This window comes from Pseudoclavibacter sp. RFBB5, assembly GCF_002931555.1.
Lineage (GTDB): Bacteria > Actinomycetota > Actinomycetes > Actinomycetales > Microbacteriaceae > Pseudoclavibacter.
Map to the genome: position 1 here is coordinate 106,997 of NZ_PSTZ01000011.1, position 18,442 is coordinate 125,438.

Consider the following 18,442-nt stretch of genomic DNA (forward strand, 5'->3'; position numbering starts at 1 on the left):
CCGTCAATTATGCGGATGCGCACCGACAGTCGCGCGCGACGCCCGATCAGCCAAGTCGCGCGACTCCCAGGCAGCGGGGTCCCTGAGCTCGGCGAGCGCCTCGATGGTGCGGATGCGCACCTCGACGTCGTGCGTCGTGGCGGCCAGGAGCACTTCGTCCGCGCCCGTCCGCTCGACGAGCCGGTCGATGCCATCAGCCACCATCTCGGGGGTTCCGACCAGTTGCGTGCCGGTCGTCGCGTCGAAGAGCGAGCGGTCCTGCATGCGCGCGGCGTACGCCGCGGCGCCGTCTGGCGTGAGGACACGGGTGGGTCGGCCGAAGCGGATCTGATGCATCGCGGCCCGGCTCGGGAGCGCGAGGCGAGTGGCCTCCTCGACGGTGTCGGCGGAGATCGCGGAGACCGACACCATGAAGTGCGGCTCTGCCAGCACCGGAGACGGCACGAAATGCTCGCGGTAGTGGTCTGCCGCGGCCTTCGGGTCGGCGTGCATCGCGAAGTGGTGGGCGAAGGTGTACGGCAGACCGAAGGCGGCGGCGAGCTCGGCCCCGTAGAGGCTCGAGCCGAGCAGCCAGATCTCGGGGTGGGTGGCGGCGCCCGGCGTCACGCGGAGACGGTTGAGCACCTCGCGATCGTGCTCGTCGCGCACATCGCCGAGGAATCCCATCAGCTCGAGCACGTCGTTCGGGAACTCGTCGACGCGGTCACGCGACAGATCGCGGCGCAGGGCGGCGGCCGTGAACGGGTCGGTGCCGGGGGCACGCCCCAATCCGAGGTCGATGCGCCCGGGGTAGACGGACTCGAGGGCCGCGAACTGCTCGGCGACCACGAAGGGGGCGTGGTTGGGCAGCATCACGCCACCCGACCCGAGGCGGATGCGGCTGGTCCCCGCTCCGAGGGCCGCCAGCAGCACCGGAGGGGTGGTCGAGGCGACGAGCTCCGTGTTGTGGTGCTCGGCGACCCAGTACCGGTGGTACCCCAGCTCGTCGGCACGCTGCACGAGGCGACGTGATGCGGCGATCGCGTCGGCGCTCGTCTGCCCCTCGGAGACCGGGATGAGGTCGAGCACGGAGAGCTTGGTCGTTCCTGGCATGGCAAGGGCAACGTGCGCCATCCCGCCGCTATTCCTGGACGACTTCGGCAGCCTCCAGGGGAGAACTCCCCGTCACCTGGGTTTTCGGCCAGTTCGCGGCCTGACTGTCGGTGGCCCTGCGTAGCATGACCAGGAACGGCATACCCAGCGTGCCGAAGGAGACCCCATGATTCGACATCGTCGCCGACCGCGGGCGCTGCTCGCGAGCATCGGCGCGCTTGCCGCGGTCGTGTTGCTCGCGGGGTGCTCCGTGAGCGCAACTGCCGTCCCGTCTGCCAACGGCTACGACGCGGTGGACGCCCCCATCGAGGGGGGAACGGTCAGCCTGCGCGACTCGTTCGAGTCGTCGCCCCAGGAGTCCCACGACTTCTGGTCGGACCCCGACATGTTCAAGAACGCCGAGGGCTTCGACTACACCTCTCCAGACAACGGCATCACGGTGGGCGTCGGCGACCCCGCGACGGGCGCGTTCGTCGCTCCGACGACGGCGGTGCCCGCAGCGGAGTCGCCGAACGGCTACGGCGACGTCACCGAGGCTGTGCCGTTCGACCGGGCCGGGCTCGGCGCATCCACCTTCGGTCGCCTCTACATGTCGTTCGCGAGCGGCCTCGCCGTCTGCTCGGCGACGGTCGTGAACTCGGGCGAGCGCAACATCGTCGTCACCGCGGCGCACTGCCTCGTCGACTTCGAGAGCAACAAGGCCGTCGCGACCAACGTCGTCTTCATCCCCGGCGACCGCGGCGACGGCGCCGAGCAGCCATACGGGCGCTGGGCGGCCACCGACTACAGCATCCCGCAGCACTTCCTCGACAACGCCAACTACGGCGACCAGGGCGTGTACGGCGACGGATGGAACAACGACTTCGCGTTCCTCGTCATGGAGGAGAAAGACGGGCAACGCATCCAGGACGTGACGGGCGGCCAGGGCATCGCGTTCGGCGTGCCCGCCAAGGCGATCACGCAGGTCGGCTACCCGAGCGCGAGCCCCTACGACGGGTCGGAGGAGTACATGTGCGCCTCCAGCCAGTGGAAGGAAGGCTCGGCAGGTGGCTACACGCACATGTGCAGCATGACGCCGGGAGGATCCGGCGGGGCCTGGCTCGTCTACTACGACAAGGTCGTCGGCGCCGGTTACGTCGCCGCGACGTCGTCGACCGTCCTCTCGTCCGCGAATCCCCCGTTCCGCTGGGAGGGTTCGGTCCTCGGCCAGACCGCACTCTCGCTGTACGACGAGCTCGGGGGGTCCTGATGCGCACGCAGCGGCTGGTGGCGGGCGCGACGGCGCTGCTCGTCGGGCTGGTGCTGACGGGATGCGCGACGACGACGCCCACGGCGGTCGCGAACCACGAGGCGAAACTCGAGTACCACGCCGACACGGGCGCTGAGCTGCTCGGCGACTCGCTCGTCGAGGGTCTCGCCGGGGTCGAGAACTTCTCGGCGACCGCCTACACGCACGGCAAGGCCTCGACGGGGGCGACGCTCAGCACGCAGCACGAGACGACCGTGGTCGGCGCGTCCTACGTCACGAAGGAATCGACGGCCGAGCCGGGAACGTCGATCGACGAGGTCCACATGGCCGGCAGCGGGTTCACGTACTACCTCTTCGGCAGCGCGTACACGACGGTCGTGGCGACGCCGTGGGCTCGGCTGCCGATGGGCGACCTCGACCGGGCGAACGACCCTCAGCGCACGTGCATCCTCGGCACCGTCATCTTCATGTGCAATCTCGTCGAGGCGTGGCAGCTCTCGAAGGAGAGCAACGGCGAGGAGCTGCCCGAGAAGCTCGAGGTCTCCGCTGACGGCAGCAAGCACTTCACGTCCGCGGTCACCTTCGACTCCCTGGAAGCGGCGGGGCTGTACACGCTGGGCGACGACCTGCGCTCGCAGTTGAGCGAGGACGAGCTCGGCACGCTCCTCCCCCTGCACGTGTGGGTGGGCACCGACGGCATCATCCAGAAGATCGAGGTCAACGGCACGATGGACGCGGCGTCCCTCGACGTGGAGGTGCAGTTCGGCTTCGAGATCACGGGAACGCCGACCGCCGACGATCTGCCGGACGACCCGGCGTCGCTCGCGCCGCAATACGTGACGAACGTCACCGCAGACCAGGCCAGTGCCTTCTGGGACGCCATCGGAAACGCAAGGACCGGCTAGGGGTTGGCCGGGTTCATGAACGCAGCAGCAAGCAAGCTGGAGGCAGCACGATGACCTTCCCACCGCAGGGCGGCCCGCAGCGGCCGTACGATCCGCGCAACCCAGGCGACCCGCGGAACCAGCAGGACCCTCGCACCCAGCAGGACCCTCGCACCCAAGAGGGCCCTCGCACCCAAGACCCTGGGCAGGGTCGGCCGAACGGGCAGGACGCCGCAACCGGGCACGGGGCGCCCAACCCCCAGACCCCACAGCAGGGCCAGTACGGGCAGCAGTCGCAACAGAATCAGCACGGCTCGTACGGTTCCGGACAGCACGGCCAACACGGCGCGACCAACACTGCGGGGCCGGGCCGGGGCAACGAGCAGGGCCGGCCCGACCAGCAGTACTCACAGCCAGGTCAGCAGTATCCGCAGGCCGGGTACTCGGCCGCTTCGGCCATGCCTCCCGGCGGCGCGGGCACGGGAACTGCGACCGGCGCGGGCTCCAGGACCGGCTACGGCGTACCCTCGGCGACCAACTCCGGCTACGGCGCACCGTCGGCGACGAGTTCCGGCTATGCCACACCGAACACGGGGTACGGCGTTCCTGGCGGTGGATACGGCTCCTCGAACGGAGCTCCGTCAACCGGGATTCCTCCGACTCAGGGCTTTGGCTATCAGCAGCCGACGCGTTACCCGACGCCAGGGGCCCCCGGTTCCGGCTTCGCTGCGGCCGGCCCCACTCCGAACGGCAAGCCGCGCCGCAACTCACGACTGCTGCTCATCCTCGCGATCCCGGCGGCGGCGCTCATCGCGGGTCTCGGCGGCTATTTCATCGGGGAGAGCAACGGCAGTGTTCTTGCGGCGGAGCCGTTGCAGGCGGAGGTGACTCGCGTGCTGCAGGACGACTTCGGGCTCGTGGAAGTCAGCGATGTCAACTGCCCGGAGCAGGTGAAGGCCGACCAGGGTTCCGAGTTCCAGTGCACGTTCACCTACGCGGAGCAGGACCAGTCGGTGACCGTCACCGTTTCCTCCGCCGACGGCCAGGTCGTCGTCGGCGCGCCCGAGTAACCTCCGCCGGTCACCGAGCGGACGCGGGTCACAGGACGCAGACGCCGCCAGCCTCCAGACTGCCCGTTGACCGGCAAGCGGCCGAGTCCCAGCCCGTCCGCGCGAGACGGCAGGGTCAAGAGGCTGTCCAACATCAGTGCGATATCAGTGCGCTGAGCCCGCCCAAGCTTCAATCGGCTGGAAATCGCACTCATTTTGGACAGGCGGGCTCCGAGTCGGCCCCGCCACAGCCCGTCCCAGCCCCTTCGGCCCGAAGGCCTTGACTCGCCGGCGCTACGCGGTCCCGTTCGGCCCGACGATCGGCAGCGCGACGCCATCGACGAGCAGCTCGCATTCGGGGCGGTCAGCCACCGCGACCGCGACGCGCGACGCGAGGTGCTCGGGCATGGCGGGGAGCGCATCCACTGGGAACCAGGCGACGTCCACCGACTCGTCGTCACCGACGGCAGCCTCGCCGGAGACCCACGTGCACCGGAAGACGAGGTCGCAGTACTGCGCCCGGTCACCCGTCGCGTGGACGATCTTCGGCGAGACGCTCAACCGCACGAGCCGGTCGACGCGCACCTCGACCATCGCCTCCTCGAGACTCTCCCGCACGGCGGCTGTCGCGGGATGCTCACCGGGGTCGACGATGCCCGTCACGGGACTCCACACCCCGTTGTCGGAGCGGCGAACCAGCAGCACCTCCTCGTCGGCGGGCACAGCCTCGCCAGCCGGCCGAGATCCTTCGACCGGCGACAGGTCGCCCGCGCGTGCACGCGGGCGGATGATGACGGCGGTCGAACCGGCAAGCCAGAGCGGATGCTCCGGCCCGATCTTGGCACGCAGGTCGGCGACGAATTCAGGAATCGGCATGGGGCCTATCCAACCGCAACACCGAAGATGAGGCCCAGCACGTAGGTGACGGCGGCCGCTCCGTAGCCGATGAGCAGCTGGCGTCCCGCGCGGCGCCACGGCGGGCCGCCCGAGAGCACGCCGACGATGGCGCCGGTCGTGAGCAGCGCGATGCCGACGACGATCGCGGAGACGATGACGGCCGTCAGCCCGCTCATGCCGAAGATGTAGGGCAGCACCGGCAGGAGTGCGCCGGCGGCGAAGAAGCCGAAGCTCGAGAGCGCCGCTGTCCACGCGGTGCCGAGCTCTTCGTGCTCCTCATCGGCTGCCTGCAGGGCGATGGGGCCCGAGGCTGGGTCGGCTCCCTGCAGCGCGAACACGCGATGCGCGTACCTGCGCGCCTCGGCCTCGTCCATGCCCCGCGCCCGGTACACGAGCTCCAGCTCGTTCGCGTTGACGTCGAGCCGCTGAATGGTCTGCGGCGTGTCAGGGCTGGGCGTGGATGCCTGCAGCAGTTCGCGCTGCGACCGCACCGAGACGTACTCTCCGGCCGCCATGGAGAGGGCGCCGGCGAGCAGCCCGGAGAGGCCGGTCGCGAGGATGATGACGGTCGGAGCGCCGGTCGCGCCGATGCCGAGCACCAGGGCCAGGTTCGAGACCAGGCCGTCGTTCGCTCCGAACACGGCAGCCCTGAACATGCCAGACATGCGGGACCGGCTGCGCATCGCGAGGCCGCGCACGACCTCTTCGTGGATGCGCTCGTCGGCGGCCATCCCCGGCGTCGCATCCGCTTCTCGCTCGTACGGGGACCTCGACTCGGCCCGCTGGATGAGGGCAAGCACGAACAGGGAGCCGAAGCGGCGAGCGAACCACCCGAAGAGGCGCGTGCCGAGGTGGGCGCGGACGCCGCCGTCGCCGGCAGGGCCGAGCAGCCGCAGCCAATGCTCCTCGTGGCGCACCTCAGCGTTCGCGAGGCCGAGGAGGATCTCCCTCTCCTCACCTTCACGCTTCGCGGCGAGGTCCCGGTAGACGGAACCCTCGGCGCGTTCGTCGGCGAGGTAGCGGCGCCAGCGGCGGATGTCCGCCGAGGTGGGTTCCCGCGTGAGATCCCCGGTCCCCGGGACTGGCGGTGGTGTCTGTGGCATGGCCGTGCATCCTTCGTGCGGATGCCTCGAGCCCTGTGGAGCACGGGCATCGTTGGCAACGTTCAGCCAACGCTACGCGCGCGCCTCCTGGTTTCCGCAACCTCGCGGAGATGTTCGGCGCACCTGAGCGGGGCTCAGGGTCACTGCCCGGGGGCGCCGGCCTCGGTCACGGAGACGTCCGCGCGCGTGAAGTTCATGAAGGAGCGGGATGCGGTCGGTCCGCGCTGCCCGAGGTACCTGGAGCTGTAGATCGCTGACCCGTAGGGGTGCTCCGCGGCGCTCGAGAGCTGGAAGAAGCACAGCTGCCCGATCTTCATCCCCGGCCAGAGCTTGATCGGCAGGGTCGCGACGTTGGAGAGCTCCAGGGTGACGTGTCCGGTGAAGCCGGGGTCGATGAAGCCGGCCGTGGAGTGCGTGAGGAGTCCGAGGCGGCCAAGCGAGCTCTTGCCTTCGAGGCGCGCGGCGACGTCGTCGCCGAGGGTGACGCGTTCGAACGTGGAGGCGAGGACGAACTCCCCCGGATGCAGGACGAACGGCTCGTCGGGCTTCGACTCCACGAGCCGGGTCAGCTCTGGCTGCTCCTCCGACGGGTCGATGAACGGGTACCGGTGGTTGTCGAACAGCCGGAAGTACCGGTCGAGGCGCACGTCGATGCTCGAAGGCTGGATGAGCCCCGGCTCGTACGGCTCAAGGCCGATGCGGCCAGTCTCGACGCCCTGTTTGATGTCCCGATCGCTGAGAAGCACGTCGCCAGCCTAGTTGCTCGCCGGAAGCCGACGGCTAGGCTCAGCCCGTGAGCAGAAACGTGTGGACCGTCATCGGGGTTGTCGTGGCCGTCGTCATCGCGTGGTGGCTTGTCGATGTGCTCTTCCACCTGGCGTGGATGGTGGCCCGCCTGAGCATCGTCGCGGTGGTCGCTATCATCGTGTTCTTCGTGATCCGGGCCCTCGTCACAAAACGCGACTGACGCCGACCGGGCGCCCTTGCGGTCTCGAAGCGGCGTGCATGTACGATGGTCGAGTCCGCAGGCCGAGTGCCGGCGGGTGCGCGGATGTAGTTCAATGGTAGAACTTCAGCTTCCCAAGCTGATAGCGCGGGTTCGATTCCCGTCATCCGCTCCACGAAGAAGGCCAGGCCGGATGCTGTTCGCATTCCGACCTGGCCGTTCTCGCCTTCTGGAGGCAGGCGCCGCGGTCAGCTCTCGCCGCGACCGGTCTCGTGCTGCAGCCGGTCGATGTGCTCCGACGCCTCCGCCTTCGTGATGTCCGCAGGGATCTCCTCGCCGGCCTCGCGAGCGAGCGTGTCGAGGTAGCTGCGCTGCGCGCCGGTCATCGGCTCATCACCGGTGACCCACGTCGACGGGTCCTTCTCGGTACCGTTCTCTCCAGGCTCGGTCGCGCCGAGCATTTCACCTTCGTGTGTCTCTGCCATGTCCGCGACAGTAGGTGGCGCTCCTGGCTGGCGGCCCGACGGATGCTGGGAATATGTGTTCGAATCCGGGTGGCCAGCGCACCTCGGGGTGCTAGGAATCAGAAGTCGGCGATCACGATCTTCTTCATCTGCATCATGCGCTCGTACCCCCCTGGCCTCGCCATCAGCTCGCCCATGTTCGCGGGCACGATCTGCCAGCTGACACCGAACTTGTCCACCAGCCATCCGCACTGCTCCGCTTCGGGTACGGCGGTGAGTGCATCCCAGTAGCGGTCGATCTCGGCCTGGTCGGAGCAGTCGACCTCGAGCGAGACGCCGCAGTCGAAGCCGAACTCCTGTCCGGCACCGTTGTCCATGGCGGCGAACCACTGCCCCGCAAGCTGGAAGTCGGCGTACATGATCGCCCCGGCCACAGCCGGGCCTGACGGAGCCGGATATTCGGCGACGGTGCCGATACGGGACTCCGGGAACAGGGATACGTAGAGGTCGATGGCCTCGCGCGCCCTGTTCTGCGCTTCGCGACCGAACATGAGGCTCGGGACGATGAATGGACGAGGCTCGTCAGCCGTGCTCAGCCCGTCGGGGTCGACGAGCATGAGCTGCCAGCTCACGCCGTACCGGTCTTCGATCCAGCCGTAGTGCGGGCTGAACGGGTAATCCTGCAACGGCATGAGGGCCTTGCCACCCTCGTTGAGCCCTGCCCAGACCCGGTTGATCTCCTCGCGTGCCGACGCCGCGTCTCCACCGAGCACGCGGGGGTCGAAGTTGAGCATGAACGAGATCGAAGGATTGGGCCTGAACTGGTCGCCCGCGTTGATGAGCGTGAACCGGTACTCGTCGATCTCCACGCCCACGACGAGCGGGAGGCCGGCGAACTCCTTCTGGAAGTCGAGGAGGTCGGTCTCGGGATACCTGGCTTCCACTGACGTCGTCGTCTTCGGGAAGATGGAAGCGTAGAACTCGCCCGCTTCCTCGGCGTTCTTGTTGAACCAGAGGTTCGGGATGATCTTCTGCATGACTCGCTACTCCTGCACGCGTCGGTGGTTCCGGGCCCAGTCGACCCCACTGGCAAAGTTACTCCCGACTACCGACATTGGCCGCGCGCCCGGACTCCGGGTCGGAGCGAACATCCAGACTGCGCCTACTGCAATCCCGCCGTGAGCCGCGCGAGGTTGTCGAGCACGGTCGAGCGCATCGGCTGCTTGCGCCACTCGAACATGGTGAGCTCGCGCGAATGCTCGCGGTAGTCCTGCTGCACCTCGCGGAGGTCCTCGACGAAGTCGGCGCTGCGCACCATGAGCGACACCTCGAAGTTGAGGGAGAACGAGCGCATGTCCATGTTCGACGACCCGATGACCGCGACCTCGTCGTCGATCGTGAAGTGCTTGGCGTGCAGGATCGTCGGCGACTTGTACATCCAGATGCGCACCCCCGCGAGCAGCAGCGCCTCGTAGTAGGAGCGCTGCGCGTGGTAGACCATCGCCTGGTCGCCGATCTCGGAGACGAACAGCTCGACGACCACACCGCGCGCGGTTGCAGTGGTGATCGCGTACAGCATCGACTCGTCTGGAACGAAGTAGGGGCTCGTGATGATGATCGACTTCTGGGCGACGTAGAGCAGATTGAGGAAGAGACGGAGGTTGTTCTCGCTGGGGTAGCCGGGACCGCTCGGCACGATCTGGCAGTCCATCCGCGCTTCCTGCGGCATGGTCTCGACGTCGGTGAGGTCCTCGGGGATGATCGTGCCCGATTCCGAGTACCAGTCGGTGATGAAGACGGCGCTGACGGCGTGCACGGCCGGACCCTCGAGGCGCACCATGAGGTCGTGCCAGTGGAGCCCGCGGCGGATGTTGCCGCGCTTGTTGTATGTGGAGTCGACGACGTTCTGCGAGCCGAGGTACGCGGAGTTGCCGTCGACGATGAGCAGCTTCCTGTGGTTGCGCAGGTCGGGCCGCTGGTACTCGCCGCGCCACGGACGCACCGGCAGCATGTAGTGCCACTCGGCACCTGCCCGCTCGAGGGCCTTGAGGCGTGACAGCGTGTGCTTGCGGTACCCGGGCACTCGGATGGACGCGATGTGGTCGAGCAGGATGCGCACGCTCACGCCGCGGGCGGCTGCCCGGTCGAGGGCATCGAAGATGGGGAGGGTGGTGTGGTCGCAGGCGAGGATGTAGAACTCGATGTGCACCCACTTCTCGGCCGTGTCGATCTCGGCGGCCATCGCCAGGATCGTCTCCTCGTAGCCTCCCTGCAGCACCACCTCGTTGTCGCTGATGAGCGGCATCGCCGTGTACGTGCGGTTGAGGGCGACGACGGAGTCGAACCACGGCGGGTCGGTGTGCTCGGTGGGTTCGACCTCCACGCTCGAGACGGCCATGTTGATGAAGGTCGTGACCTCCTGCTGGCGCTCCATGCGCTTGGCGGGGAGGCGGAAGCTGCCGAGCAGGAGGAAGGCGACGACGCCGACGTACGGGATGAGGAAGATGGCCATGAGCCATGCGATGCCGACGCTCGGCTTGCGGTTGCGGGGCACGACGATGATCGCGATGACGCGGATGATCAGGTCGATGATCGCGAAGATGAAGCCGGCGCTGATCGTGATGTGCGGAATCTCGGCCATCTGGTCTCCTCGGGGTACTAGGGGACAGCGTAGGGCAACGGATGCGCGTGGCGAGGCCTCGCATCCACTCGGAAGGCTTGTTGCACTTCCGGCTGGAAGTGCAATACTGCACTTGTGACCGATAGTGCAACGAGCCTGCGCGCCCGCAAGATGGCGCAGATGAGCCGCGACCTCGCGGCGGCCGCCCGCAGGCGAGCCCTCGATGCAGGACTCGCCGGCTTCACGATCGAGGAGCTCTGCGAGCAGGTCGGGATCTCCCGGCGGACGTTCTTCAACTACTTCGCATCGAAGGAAGACGCAGTTCTCGGCATCTCCGCTCGGCGCGACACGGCGCACCTCGACGAGGACTTCGTGGCTGGCGGTGACCCGCAGAGCAAGCACCTGAGCCCCGACCTCCTCGAGGCGCTCACCCGTCTCGCACTCGAGCGGTGGCGGATAAACGATCCCGAACCCTACCCCGAGCGCGTGCGCGAGGTCATGGCCGTCATCGACCAGGAGCCGCGCCTCTTCAAGCGTGTGCTCGAGCACATGTCGAGCGACGAGAAGCGCGACGTGGCACTCGTCGAGCGACGCGAGGGGCTCCCCGCCGGCGACCTCCGCGCCTCCGCCGCCGTGCAGATCCTCATGTCGATCATGCGGGCGAGTGCGTTCGAGTTCTTCACGACCGACAACACCGACGACATGGAGGCGATCGTCGGCAGGCGCGTCGACGCGATGCGCGCCGTGCTGCAGCGCTGACCCTCCCCCCTCCCGCGGTTCGCCGCATCCCCCACCGCACTCTTCGAACGGACCAACGCATGACCTCCACCGCACACGCGCCTGCCGAGCCGCAGTTCCTGCTGACGAAGCGCCGGATCTGGACGATCTTCGGCGCCCTCATCGCAGGAATGCTGCTCTCGAGCCTCGACCAGACGATCGTGTCGACCGCGATGCCCACGATCGTCGGCGAGCTCGGCGGCGTCGACCACCAGGTGTGGATCACGACGGCCTACCTGCTCGCGACGACCATCGTCATGCCGATCTACGGCAAGTTCGGCGATGTCCTCGGGCGGCGGAACCTGTTCCTCGTCGCGATCGCGATCTTCACGCTCGCCTCCGTGGGGTGCGCCTTCGCGGACAGCTTCTGGGCGTTCGTCGTGTTCCGCGCCCTGCAGGGACTCGGCGGCGGCGGCCTCATCATCCTGTCGCAGGCGATCATCGCCGACATCGTGCCGGCGAGCGAGCGCGGCAAGTACCTCGGCCCGCTCGGTGCGGTCTTCGGCCTCTCCGCGGTCGGCGGCCCGCTTCTCGGCGGTTACTTCGTCGACCACCTGACGTGGCAGTGGGCGTTCTACATCAACATCCCCGTCGGCATCGCGGCCTTCATCATCGCGGTCGTCGCACTGAAGCTGCCGAGCAAGAAGGCGACGAAGCGCATCGACTACCTCGGCGTCATCTTCCTCTCGGCCGCAACGACGTGCCTCATCTTCTTCACCGACTTCGGTGCGGATGCCGAGCACGGCTGGGGTTCGATGGTCACGTGGGCGTGGGGTCTCGGACTGCTGGTTGCGGCAGCACTGTTCGTCTTCGTCGAGTCGCGCGCCGAGGACCCGATCATCCCGCTCGGTCTCTTCAAGAACCCGATCTTCGTGAACGCGACGGCCATCGGGCTGACGCTGGGCATTGGCATGTTCGCGGCGATCGGCTTCGTGCCGACGTTCCTGCAGATGTCGTCCGGCACCTCGGCGGCGGCGTCCGGTCTGCTCATGCTGCCCATGATGGCGGGCCTCATGGGCACGTCGATCGCGTCCGGCATCCTGATCTCGAAGACCGGCCGCTACCGCATCTACCCGATCATCGGGACGGTGCTCACGGGGCTCGCGATGGTCGCGATGACGACCCTCACGGCGGATACGCCGGTCTGGTTGATCTGCGTGTTCCTGTTCTTCTTCGGGGCGGGGCTCGGCCTCATCATGCAGGTGGTGGTGCTGGTGGTGCAGAACGCGGTTCCGGCTGCGGAGATCGGCACGGCGACGAGCACGAACAACTACTTCCGCGAGGTGGGTGCGGCGCTCGGCACGGCGGTGTTCGGCGCGATCTTCACGACGCGCCTCACCGAGAACCTGACGTCGGTGTTCACGGCGAGCGGGGCCAGCCCGGCGGATGCGGCGGCGGCCACGTCGACGATCGACCCGCAGACGTTGTCACAGCTGCCCGACGAGGTACGAGATGGCATCGTCACGGCGTATGCGGATGCGCTGGCGCCCGTGTTCTGGTACCTCGTGCCGTTCATCGCCCTCGCGTTCCTGCTGTCGCTGTTCCTGAAGCAGATCCCGCTGTCGGATGTCGCGGGGCTGGTGGCCCGCGGTGAGGCGGTTGGCGGCGACGAGGCTGAGGAGCTGGATGCGGCGGCCCGAGGCGGCGCTCGGGCAGCGCACGCGGGTGTCGCAGAGACGGCACGGGTCGGCGCGGCGGCGGGCACGGGCGCGGTGACGACGACGGCATCGGCCGCAGAGGGGCCTGATCAGGCGTCTGACATCGGGCCGCAGCGCGACTAGCGTCCTGTCGTCACGGGCCGGCTTGCAGAGAGCTTCTTCTCTGCTCTTCTCTCAGGCAGCTGGCCCGTTGGCGAATGCCCGGGCGGCTCGGAGCGCGGCCTCGACGTGCATCCCCTCGAAGGGCAGGACGGCAACAAGCGCGTCGCGAGTGAGGTCGGGGCCCAGCTGCGCGGCGCGGAGAACGGCTTCGGTGTCCACGCGTTCGGGCGCTGATTCCGGGTCGTCGAGTTCCATGGCGGCGCCTTGGAACCAGTCGTCGGCGGCGTCGAGCATCCGTTGTTCGCTGAGCGCGGGCAGCAGGTGCCGGTCGAGGCCGTCGGCGACGCCGTGGTCGACGGTGTGCCAGTCGGCTTGACCGCGGTCGAGCCAGGAGACGAATCCGAGCCAGGGCTGCTCGTCACCGCTGGACCACTCGCTGCCCGATTCGTCGCGAACGGCGGCTTCGACGTGTTCGATCGCCCAGTCGGGGAGACCGGCAGTGGGGTCGATGCCCGTCTGATGCGTCTCGGAGTAGTCGCGGTCGATGCCGCTGAGGACGGCGCGGCCGTCGGCGAGTGGAGTGAGGCGGGCCCAGCTGCCGCCGCCGTCGGAGTAGAACCAGCCGTGGTGGTCGGCGCGCGCGTTGTGGTTGTTCTCACCGAGGATCGCCGTCTCTATGGCGGCCGCCAGGGCCCAACGGCCCCTCATGACCTCGAGGGGTGGGAACTGCTGAGCGCGGATTCGTGGCATGCGTCTATTCTCGCGAGCTGCCGGTCGACAGCTCCTGGGCGACGGGGTCGGCGACATGACTTGCGACGAGGTCGGGGGCCGAAGCCCTGAACTCCACGGGGCGCGCCGAGCTGTCACTTGAGCGAATCTGGCTGCGACTGATCCTTGGCCCTGTCGCGGGCTCGACCTTCCAGACACGGTCGGCCGAGGGCACGATGACGAGCCTTTCCAGGTGGACTTCGTGGTGGTGGAAGCTGCACAACGCGATGCCGTTGCAGGTGTCGGTGAGACCGCCCTGCCACCAGGGTCTGACGTGGTGGAACTCGATTATGTCGAAGGGGAACACGCAGCCGGGTGCCCGGCACCCGCCGTCTCTGGCGAAGATCGCTCTTCGCTGAGCGGGGCTGAAGAGTCGTCGCTTGCGACCCAGCTTGAGCACTTCTCCGTCGTCGTCGACGAGGGCGGCCCGGATGATGCCGTCGCACAGGATGCGCCTGGCGACGTCGATCGAGGCCGGTTCGCCGGAGTGTTCGAAGCGCGGTACATCGACCAGGCTGTCGATGGCTCCGAGGAGCCCTGTGCGAGTGACCGAGACGACCAGGGTCGGAGCCTCGCCGCCCGTGCGCGGCGCGGCCGGGGACTCAGCATGCTGCGCGAACACCGACACGAGAGCGTCGATGCGCCGTTGGGATGGGCTGCGCTCGTCTCGGATCGGCACCTCAGGCTCGTGCACACCGGACGTGCCGGGCACACCGAGTACACCTGACGCATCGGGCACACCGAGTACACCTGACGCATCGCACACACCGAGTACACCTGACGCATCGGCCACACCGACTGCACCGGACGCGCGAAGCGTGGCGTCATGGCCGACGTCTTCCTCGTCGCAGGCGTGATCGCGCCTCGGCGAGAGGTACGCGTCGAGGACTCGCCGCAGGATCTCGCCCTGCTCAGGCGTCGCGAGGAGTCGCCCCTGCACCATTCCGTCGGGGCGGCGCGTGAAGGAGAGACCGCGCTTCTCGGCTTGGCGCTCGGCGTTCGGCTCCGCACCGTCGGGGTCGAGGAAGGCAACCCACACGGCCGCCTGCTTGGCGAGGCGCTCCGGCGAGGCGGGCTCGTCGTCTTCTGGCGTGAGTCCGCAGGCTGCCCGCACGAGCTCGTACTCCGCACGATCGAGGGCGGAGACATCAGCGCGACCATCGGCCTCACGCAGCCCTCTGGCGATCGCCGACGCCTGCGAGAGGGTCACTCGCCCTTCTGCGACGGCGACCGCCACATGGCCCCGCGTCGGCTGCAGCGGCTCACCCGTCATGCTGATCGTCTCGCGAGTCGCCTCCGCGAGCTCTCGCAGGGCGCCCGCCTCACCTCGCCGGAGCCCGAGGGTCTGCTGCACGGCCTCGTGCACCGATCTGAACCCACCGCACCGAACCAGCGACCCTGAGAATGCCACGGGGGTCACCTCGTCGCGCCCGAGCAGCTCGGCGGTTATCTCGAGGAGGGTCGCGTCGAGCATCCGCTTGCGTGCGGCCAGCTCTTCGAATGCGGCGAAGAACTCCGTATCGAGCAGGGATGCGACGGGACGGCGCCCGTCGATGAGCGCCTCGACTCCCGGAGTCGCGTTGACAGCGGCCTCGCGAACGGACGCCGCAACACCTGCCGGAAACGACACAGCGCCCGAGCACGAAGCCTCGTCGTCGCGCAGATTCTGCGTTTCATCCCACATCTCGACCTCCCCCAAGATCCAGCTCCACCCTACCATGTTCTCGAACATATATACGAGTATCCACAGTAGATTCTCTCCGCCGCGGCCCGCTAGCGGCCCACTCACTGCACCTCGGAGGTGGTGACCAGCCTGAGCCACGGCCCCGGCGGCACGTCCTCGACGTCGACGAACGCCCAATCGACGAGGTCGGCGACGGGGAGACACCCGCGCACGTTGGTGAGCGATTCCCCTGCCTGGACGTCCAGACCGCGAGCCGCAACACGACCGACGCCCGCGGTTGACACAATCGCCCCCTCTTCGCCCATCCGCAGGGGATACCCTTCGTTCACCTCAAGAATTCTGCGACTGGATGCATCTTCCGTGGTTCCCACACTCTTCCCCTGGCTCGACCCCGAAACGATCATTCACGGCGCGGGTCCCTGGGCGCTGCTCGTCGTCTGCCTCATCGTGTTCTCGGAGACCGGACTCCTCGTCGGATTCCTGCTGCCCGGCGACACGCTGCTGCTCATCACCGGCCTCCTCGCCTTCTACCCGGGCATCGGCTTCGACATCTGGTGGGTGTGCCTCGCCATCGGCCTCGCCGCGTTCCTCGGAGGCGAGGTCGGCTACCTGATAGGCCGCAAGGCCGGCCCGAGGATCTTCGAACGCAAGGAGAGCGGCCTCTTCAGCATGAAGAACGTCGAACGCACCAATGCCTTCTTCGAGCGCTTCGGCGGCCTCGCCGTCATCGTCGCCCGCTTCGTGCCCATCGTCCGCACGTTCGCTCCCGTCGCGGCCGGCGTCGGCAAGATGGACTACCGCAAGTACACGATCTACAACCTCATCGGCGCCCTCATCTGGGGGGCCGGCCTCACCTTCGCCGGTTACCTCCTCGGCTACGTGCCCGTGCTCGGCGACTTCATCCGCGAGTACATCGACGTGATCCTGATCCTCGCCGTCCTCGCGACCGTCGTGCCCACGACCATCCACTACCTCCTCAACGCACGGAAGTCGCGGCGCGAAGCTCAGCAGCTGAGCGGTGAAGAGGCGGAAGCCCTCGCCCTCGCGCCGAAGGACTTCGACCAGAAGCTGGGCGACTGAGCGCCGCACGAGAGGAAACCGGACGGCGCGAACCGCCCGTCACAAGCCCAGCCTCGACGCGTTGCGGCACGTTTCGCACCGCCGACCGACGCCTCCAGTGAGACGTAGGCTGGCCTTCCGCGGCATCGTCTGCCGCGTCTCTGACGGCGTTGCAGTGAGGAGTTCTGTTCTCGGATGAGCGGCATCTGGCGGTACCAGTCGACTTCGATCCCCCTCAGACTGGCGAACGCCGGAGCGGTCGTCGCTCTTCCTCTTCTCGCCGTCGAACAGCTCGGAGATGTCGCGGTCGGCGGGTTCCTCGTCGCCGTCGCCCTCTTCCCGAGCGTCATCGCCGCGCCGCTCGTCGGCGCGCTCCTCGACCGGATGCGCCGACCCCGCCTGCTCCTCATCATCGGCGGTGCCATCACAGCCGCCGCGTACCTGTTCGCGTCGCAGCTCGGCACCCTGCCGATCGGCGTCATCGCGCTCATCCTGGCGGTCGCCGGCTTCGTGACCCCCGCATACATGGGCGGCCTCTCGAGCTTCGCGCCAGACAACATCGAACCCGTTCGGAAGGCGTATGCGCAGGACGCCCTGTCCTACACGATCGCGTCGGTCGGCGGGCCCGCGCTGGCCGCGCTCGCGATCCCGCTCGCCGGGTCCGCTCGGCTCGCGATGGTGCTCCTCGCAGCCCTCGCGTTCATCGGGGCGATGGCCGGGTTCGGCATCCGGATGCACCCAAAGGCGGGCACCGTCGAGGGGCTCGGCCGCACCATCGCCCGCGGCATGACCTACCTCGTGCGGCACAAGCCGATCGCCATCGTCACCACGGCGGGCACCGTCAGCCAGATCGCCGGCGGGGCGCTCGGCATAGCAGCGATCGCCATCTCCCTGGAGCGCACCGGCTCGGAGGCATCCGCCGCCTGGATCGTCACGGCCTACGCCATCGGCGGCCTCGCCGGCGCACTGTTCATGGCCATCAGGACCTGGACCACGCGCGGCCCCGTCTGGGTCATGGGCATGGGCTTCGTCGCGACGGGCGCGTTCCTCCTCATCGCCGTCCCAGCGCTCCCCGTCGGCTTCACGTTCGCCGCCGTCTTCATCGCCGGCCTCTTCGCGGCCCCCGCGAACGCCGCCATGATGCTGCTGCGTGACAAGGAGAGCAAGCCGAACGTGCGCTCCCAGGTCTTCACCATCGGCGCAGGACTGCGCGTCACCGCCGCCGCGATCGGCGCCGCCGTCGCAGGCCTCATCGCCGGGTTCGACGCCGGATGGCTCGTCGCCAGCATGGCCATCATCTGGATCCTCTCCGGCGCCATCCTCTGGTTCTTCCCGAACCCGCCGGCACGCACCGGCGTCATCCCCGTGCAGAAGGGCCCGCGGGCACCGTAGGGGCGCGGCGCGGGCCGCGACGCGCGATCACTGCCAGCCAATTGGCCCTGGATGCGAGCCAGACCTCAATCGCTGCCAGCCGAATGGCCCTCATCGCGCCCTCGATGAGGGCCACTTGACTGGCAGTGATCGCGACGGGATCATCCTGCGATGAGGCCAGCCGCGAGGTTGGCTACGACATGCACGACGGCGCCCGGAACGAACGTGCCCGTCTTCTCGCGCAGCCAGCCGAGCATCCACCCCGCCGCGAACTGCACCGGGATGATCGGCCACAGGCGGACGTCGATGAGCAGCAGTGCAGAGTGCGGGAGCACGAACAGCGTCGATTGAACGAGGTTCCCGACGGCGAAACCGAGCCGCCGAACGAAGACTCCCCCGAGCAGACCACGGAAGAAGACTTCCTCACCGACCGCGCGCAGCACCATCGACACCGCGACACCGACCGACGTGACCCTGGTCACCGTGACTCCGGGCGCGGCGAGCGCCTCCTCCGGGATGAGCACTATCGCGAGCCAACCGGTGAGGAGCAGCGGCAAGAGGAGCAGCGCCGCCAAGCGGTAGGCGGAGGCTGAGCCCCAGGATGCGCCGAGCCTGTCGAGCGCTGAGCGCAGCGTGCGGTGCTCCCCGCGCGACTGCACCAGCACGTAGACCAGCGCGGGGAGGCAGAACACGACGAACTCGACCACGGCCCGAGCCTA

General features: G+C 68.3%; 19 protein-coding genes and 1 tRNA gene. 9 read left to right on the forward strand and 11 right to left on the reverse strand.

Going from position 1 to position 18,442, the window contains the following annotated elements; all coding sequences use genetic code 11:
• Positions 1–3: 3 nt before the first annotated feature.
• Positions 4–1,092 carry an LLM class flavin-dependent oxidoreductase gene (locus C5B97_RS16830; RefSeq protein ID WP_104313477.1) on the reverse strand — a complete coding sequence of 363 codons (1,089 nt, stop codon included), beginning with the start codon at positions 1,090–1,092 and terminating at the stop codon, positions 4–6.
• Positions 1,093–1,258: 166 nt separating this feature from the next.
• On the opposite strand from C5B97_RS16830, the gene C5B97_RS16835 reads away from it, so the two are divergent.
• From C5B97_RS16835 to C5B97_RS16845, 3 genes are read left to right on the forward strand one after another with little or no spacing between them, the layout of a single operon-like run.
• On the forward strand, positions 1,259–2,341 hold the full coding sequence (locus tag C5B97_RS16835) for a serine protease (protein ID WP_104313215.1): 1,083 nt from the start codon (positions 1,259–1,261) through the stop codon (positions 2,339–2,341).
• Positions 2,341–3,246 carry a hypothetical protein gene (locus C5B97_RS16840; protein WP_104313217.1) on the forward strand — a complete coding sequence of 302 codons (906 nt, stop codon included), beginning with the start codon at positions 2,341–2,343 and terminating at the stop codon, positions 3,244–3,246. Before C5B97_RS16835 ends, C5B97_RS16840 begins: the two co-directional genes overlap by 1 nt.
• A gap of 50 nt (positions 3,247–3,296) precedes the next feature.
• Positions 3,297–4,295 carry a DUF4333 domain-containing protein gene (locus C5B97_RS16845; RefSeq protein WP_104313220.1) on the forward strand — a complete coding sequence of 333 codons (999 nt, stop codon included), beginning with the start codon at positions 3,297–3,299 and terminating at the stop codon, positions 4,293–4,295.
• Between the two features lie 273 nt (positions 4,296–4,568).
• On the opposite strand, the gene C5B97_RS16850 is transcribed toward C5B97_RS16845, so the two are convergent.
• The 3 genes from C5B97_RS16850 to dcd form a co-directional block, all read right to left on the reverse strand.
• Complete coding sequence (locus C5B97_RS16850; protein ID WP_104313222.1) at positions 4,569–5,150, reverse strand: NUDIX domain-containing protein; 582 nt, start codon at positions 5,148–5,150, stop codon at positions 4,569–4,571.
• A gap of 5 nt (positions 5,151–5,155) precedes the next feature.
• Positions 5,156–6,274 (reverse strand): VIT1/CCC1 transporter family protein, encoded by a 1,119-nt coding sequence (locus tag C5B97_RS16855; RefSeq protein WP_104313223.1) that lies wholly within the window; start codon positions 6,272–6,274, stop codon positions 5,156–5,158.
• Positions 6,275–6,414: 140 nt separating this feature from the next.
• Positions 6,415–7,020 (reverse strand): dCTP deaminase, encoded by a 606-nt coding sequence (gene dcd / locus C5B97_RS16860; RefSeq protein WP_104254259.1) that lies wholly within the window; start codon positions 7,018–7,020, stop codon positions 6,415–6,417.
• A gap of 47 nt (positions 7,021–7,067) precedes the next feature.
• On the opposite strand from dcd, the gene C5B97_RS18030 reads away from it, so the two are divergent.
• Positions 7,068–7,241, forward strand: a complete 174-nt coding sequence (locus C5B97_RS18030; RefSeq protein WP_181027061.1) for a hypothetical protein — start codon at positions 7,068–7,070, stop codon at positions 7,239–7,241.
• Between the two features lie 80 nt (positions 7,242–7,321).
• Positions 7,322–7,395, forward strand: a tRNA-Gly gene (locus tag C5B97_RS16865).
• Between the two features lie 73 nt (positions 7,396–7,468).
• Here C5B97_RS16865 and C5B97_RS16870 read toward each other — a convergent pair.
• From C5B97_RS16870 to cls, 3 genes are all read right to left on the reverse strand, one after another.
• A complete protein-coding gene (locus tag C5B97_RS16870) occupies positions 7,469–7,681 on the reverse strand; it encodes a DUF3072 domain-containing protein (protein ID WP_244296218.1) in 213 nt (70 codons plus the stop codon).
• Between the two features lie 122 nt (positions 7,682–7,803).
• Positions 7,804–8,721 (reverse strand): VOC family protein, encoded by a 918-nt coding sequence (locus C5B97_RS16875; RefSeq protein ID WP_104313225.1) that lies wholly within the window; start codon positions 8,719–8,721, stop codon positions 7,804–7,806.
• 125 nt (positions 8,722–8,846) lie between these two features.
• Positions 8,847–10,325 carry a cardiolipin synthase gene (gene cls / locus C5B97_RS16880; RefSeq protein ID WP_104313227.1) on the reverse strand — a complete coding sequence of 493 codons (1,479 nt, stop codon included), beginning with the start codon at positions 10,323–10,325 and terminating at the stop codon, positions 8,847–8,849.
• 114 nt (positions 10,326–10,439) lie between these two features.
• On the opposite strand from cls, the gene C5B97_RS16885 reads away from it, so the two are divergent.
• Both C5B97_RS16885 and C5B97_RS16890 read left to right on the forward strand, forming a co-directional pair.
• Complete coding sequence (locus C5B97_RS16885) at positions 10,440–11,063, forward strand: TetR/AcrR family transcriptional regulator (protein WP_219819829.1); 624 nt, start codon at positions 10,440–10,442, stop codon at positions 11,061–11,063.
• 59 nt (positions 11,064–11,122) lie between these two features.
• The gene (locus C5B97_RS16890) at positions 11,123–12,862 is read left to right on the forward strand and encodes an MDR family MFS transporter (RefSeq protein ID WP_104313229.1); all 1,740 of its coding nucleotides are present in this window, start codon (positions 11,123–11,125) and stop codon (positions 12,860–12,862) included.
• A 51-nt stretch (positions 12,863–12,913) separates the two neighbouring features.
• On the opposite strand, the gene C5B97_RS16895 is transcribed toward C5B97_RS16890, so the two are convergent.
• Genes C5B97_RS16895 through C5B97_RS16905 form a run of 3 tightly spaced genes read right to left on the reverse strand, consistent with a single transcriptional unit; the run spans position 12,914 to position 15,622 of the window.
• A complete protein-coding gene (locus tag C5B97_RS16895; protein ID WP_104313231.1) occupies positions 12,914–13,591 on the reverse strand; it encodes a hypothetical protein in 678 nt (225 codons plus the stop codon).
• 4 nt (positions 13,592–13,595) lie between these two features.
• Positions 13,596–15,341, reverse strand: coding sequence for an HNH endonuclease signature motif containing protein (locus C5B97_RS16900; RefSeq protein ID WP_104313232.1), 1,746 nt, complete (start codon positions 15,339–15,341; stop codon positions 13,596–13,598).
• Between the two features lie 53 nt (positions 15,342–15,394).
• Complete coding sequence (locus C5B97_RS16905; protein WP_146080857.1) at positions 15,395–15,622, reverse strand: hypothetical protein; 228 nt, start codon at positions 15,620–15,622, stop codon at positions 15,395–15,397.
• Between the two features lie 31 nt (positions 15,623–15,653).
• On the opposite strand from C5B97_RS16905, the gene C5B97_RS16910 reads away from it, so the two are divergent.
• Both C5B97_RS16910 and C5B97_RS16915 read left to right on the forward strand, forming a co-directional pair.
• Entirely contained in the window at positions 15,654–16,373 is a 720-nt protein-coding gene (locus tag C5B97_RS16910; RefSeq protein ID WP_104313238.1) for a DedA family protein, read from the forward strand.
• 174 nt (positions 16,374–16,547) lie between these two features.
• Positions 16,548–17,744, forward strand: coding sequence for an MFS transporter (locus tag C5B97_RS16915; RefSeq protein ID WP_104313241.1), 1,197 nt, complete (start codon positions 16,548–16,550; stop codon positions 17,742–17,744).
• A 140-nt stretch (positions 17,745–17,884) separates the two neighbouring features.
• Here C5B97_RS16915 and C5B97_RS16920 read toward each other — a convergent pair whose 3' ends face one another.
• A complete protein-coding gene (locus tag C5B97_RS16920; protein ID WP_104313244.1) occupies positions 17,885–18,430 on the reverse strand; it encodes a CPBP family intramembrane glutamic endopeptidase in 546 nt (181 codons plus the stop codon).
• Between the last annotated feature and the right edge of the window lie 12 nt (positions 18,431–18,442).

Excerpts from the sequence above, each read along its gene's own strand:
- C5B97_RS16895 (WP_104313231.1), bottom strand. The coding sequence starts at position 13,591 with ATGCCACGAATCCGCGCTCAGCAGTTCCCACCCCTCGAGGTCATGAGG.
- C5B97_RS16840 (WP_104313217.1), top strand. The coding sequence starts at position 2,341 with ATGCGCACGCAGCGGCTGGTGGCGGGCGCGACGGCGCTGCTCGTCGGG.
- C5B97_RS16900 (WP_104313232.1), bottom strand. The coding sequence starts at position 15,341 with ATGTTCGAGAACATGGTAGGGTGGAGCTGGATCTTGGGGGAGGTCGAG.
- C5B97_RS16915 (WP_104313241.1), top strand. The coding sequence starts at position 16,548 with ATGAGCGGCATCTGGCGGTACCAGTCGACTTCGATCCCCCTCAGACTG.
- C5B97_RS16830 (WP_104313477.1), bottom strand. The coding sequence starts at position 1,092 with ATGCCAGGAACGACCAAGCTCTCCGTGCTCGACCTCATCCCGGTCTCC.
- C5B97_RS16850 (WP_104313222.1), bottom strand. The coding sequence starts at position 5,150 with ATGCCGATTCCTGAATTCGTCGCCGACCTGCGTGCCAAGATCGGGCCG.
- C5B97_RS16845 (WP_104313220.1), top strand. The coding sequence starts at position 3,297 with ATGACCTTCCCACCGCAGGGCGGCCCGCAGCGGCCGTACGATCCGCGC.
- C5B97_RS16875 (WP_104313225.1), bottom strand. The coding sequence starts at position 8,721 with ATGCAGAAGATCATCCCGAACCTCTGGTTCAACAAGAACGCCGAGGAA.
- cls (WP_104313227.1), bottom strand. The coding sequence starts at position 10,325 with ATGGCCGAGATTCCGCACATCACGATCAGCGCCGGCTTCATCTTCGCG.
- C5B97_RS16855 (WP_104313223.1), bottom strand. The coding sequence starts at position 6,274 with ATGCCACAGACACCACCGCCAGTCCCGGGGACCGGGGATCTCACGCGG.
- C5B97_RS16870 (WP_244296218.1), bottom strand. The coding sequence starts at position 7,681 with ATGCTCGGCGCGACCGAGCCTGGAGAGAACGGTACCGAGAAGGACCCG.
- C5B97_RS16835 (WP_104313215.1), top strand. The coding sequence starts at position 1,259 with ATGATTCGACATCGTCGCCGACCGCGGGCGCTGCTCGCGAGCATCGGC.
- C5B97_RS16890 (WP_104313229.1), top strand. The coding sequence starts at position 11,123 with ATGACCTCCACCGCACACGCGCCTGCCGAGCCGCAGTTCCTGCTGACG.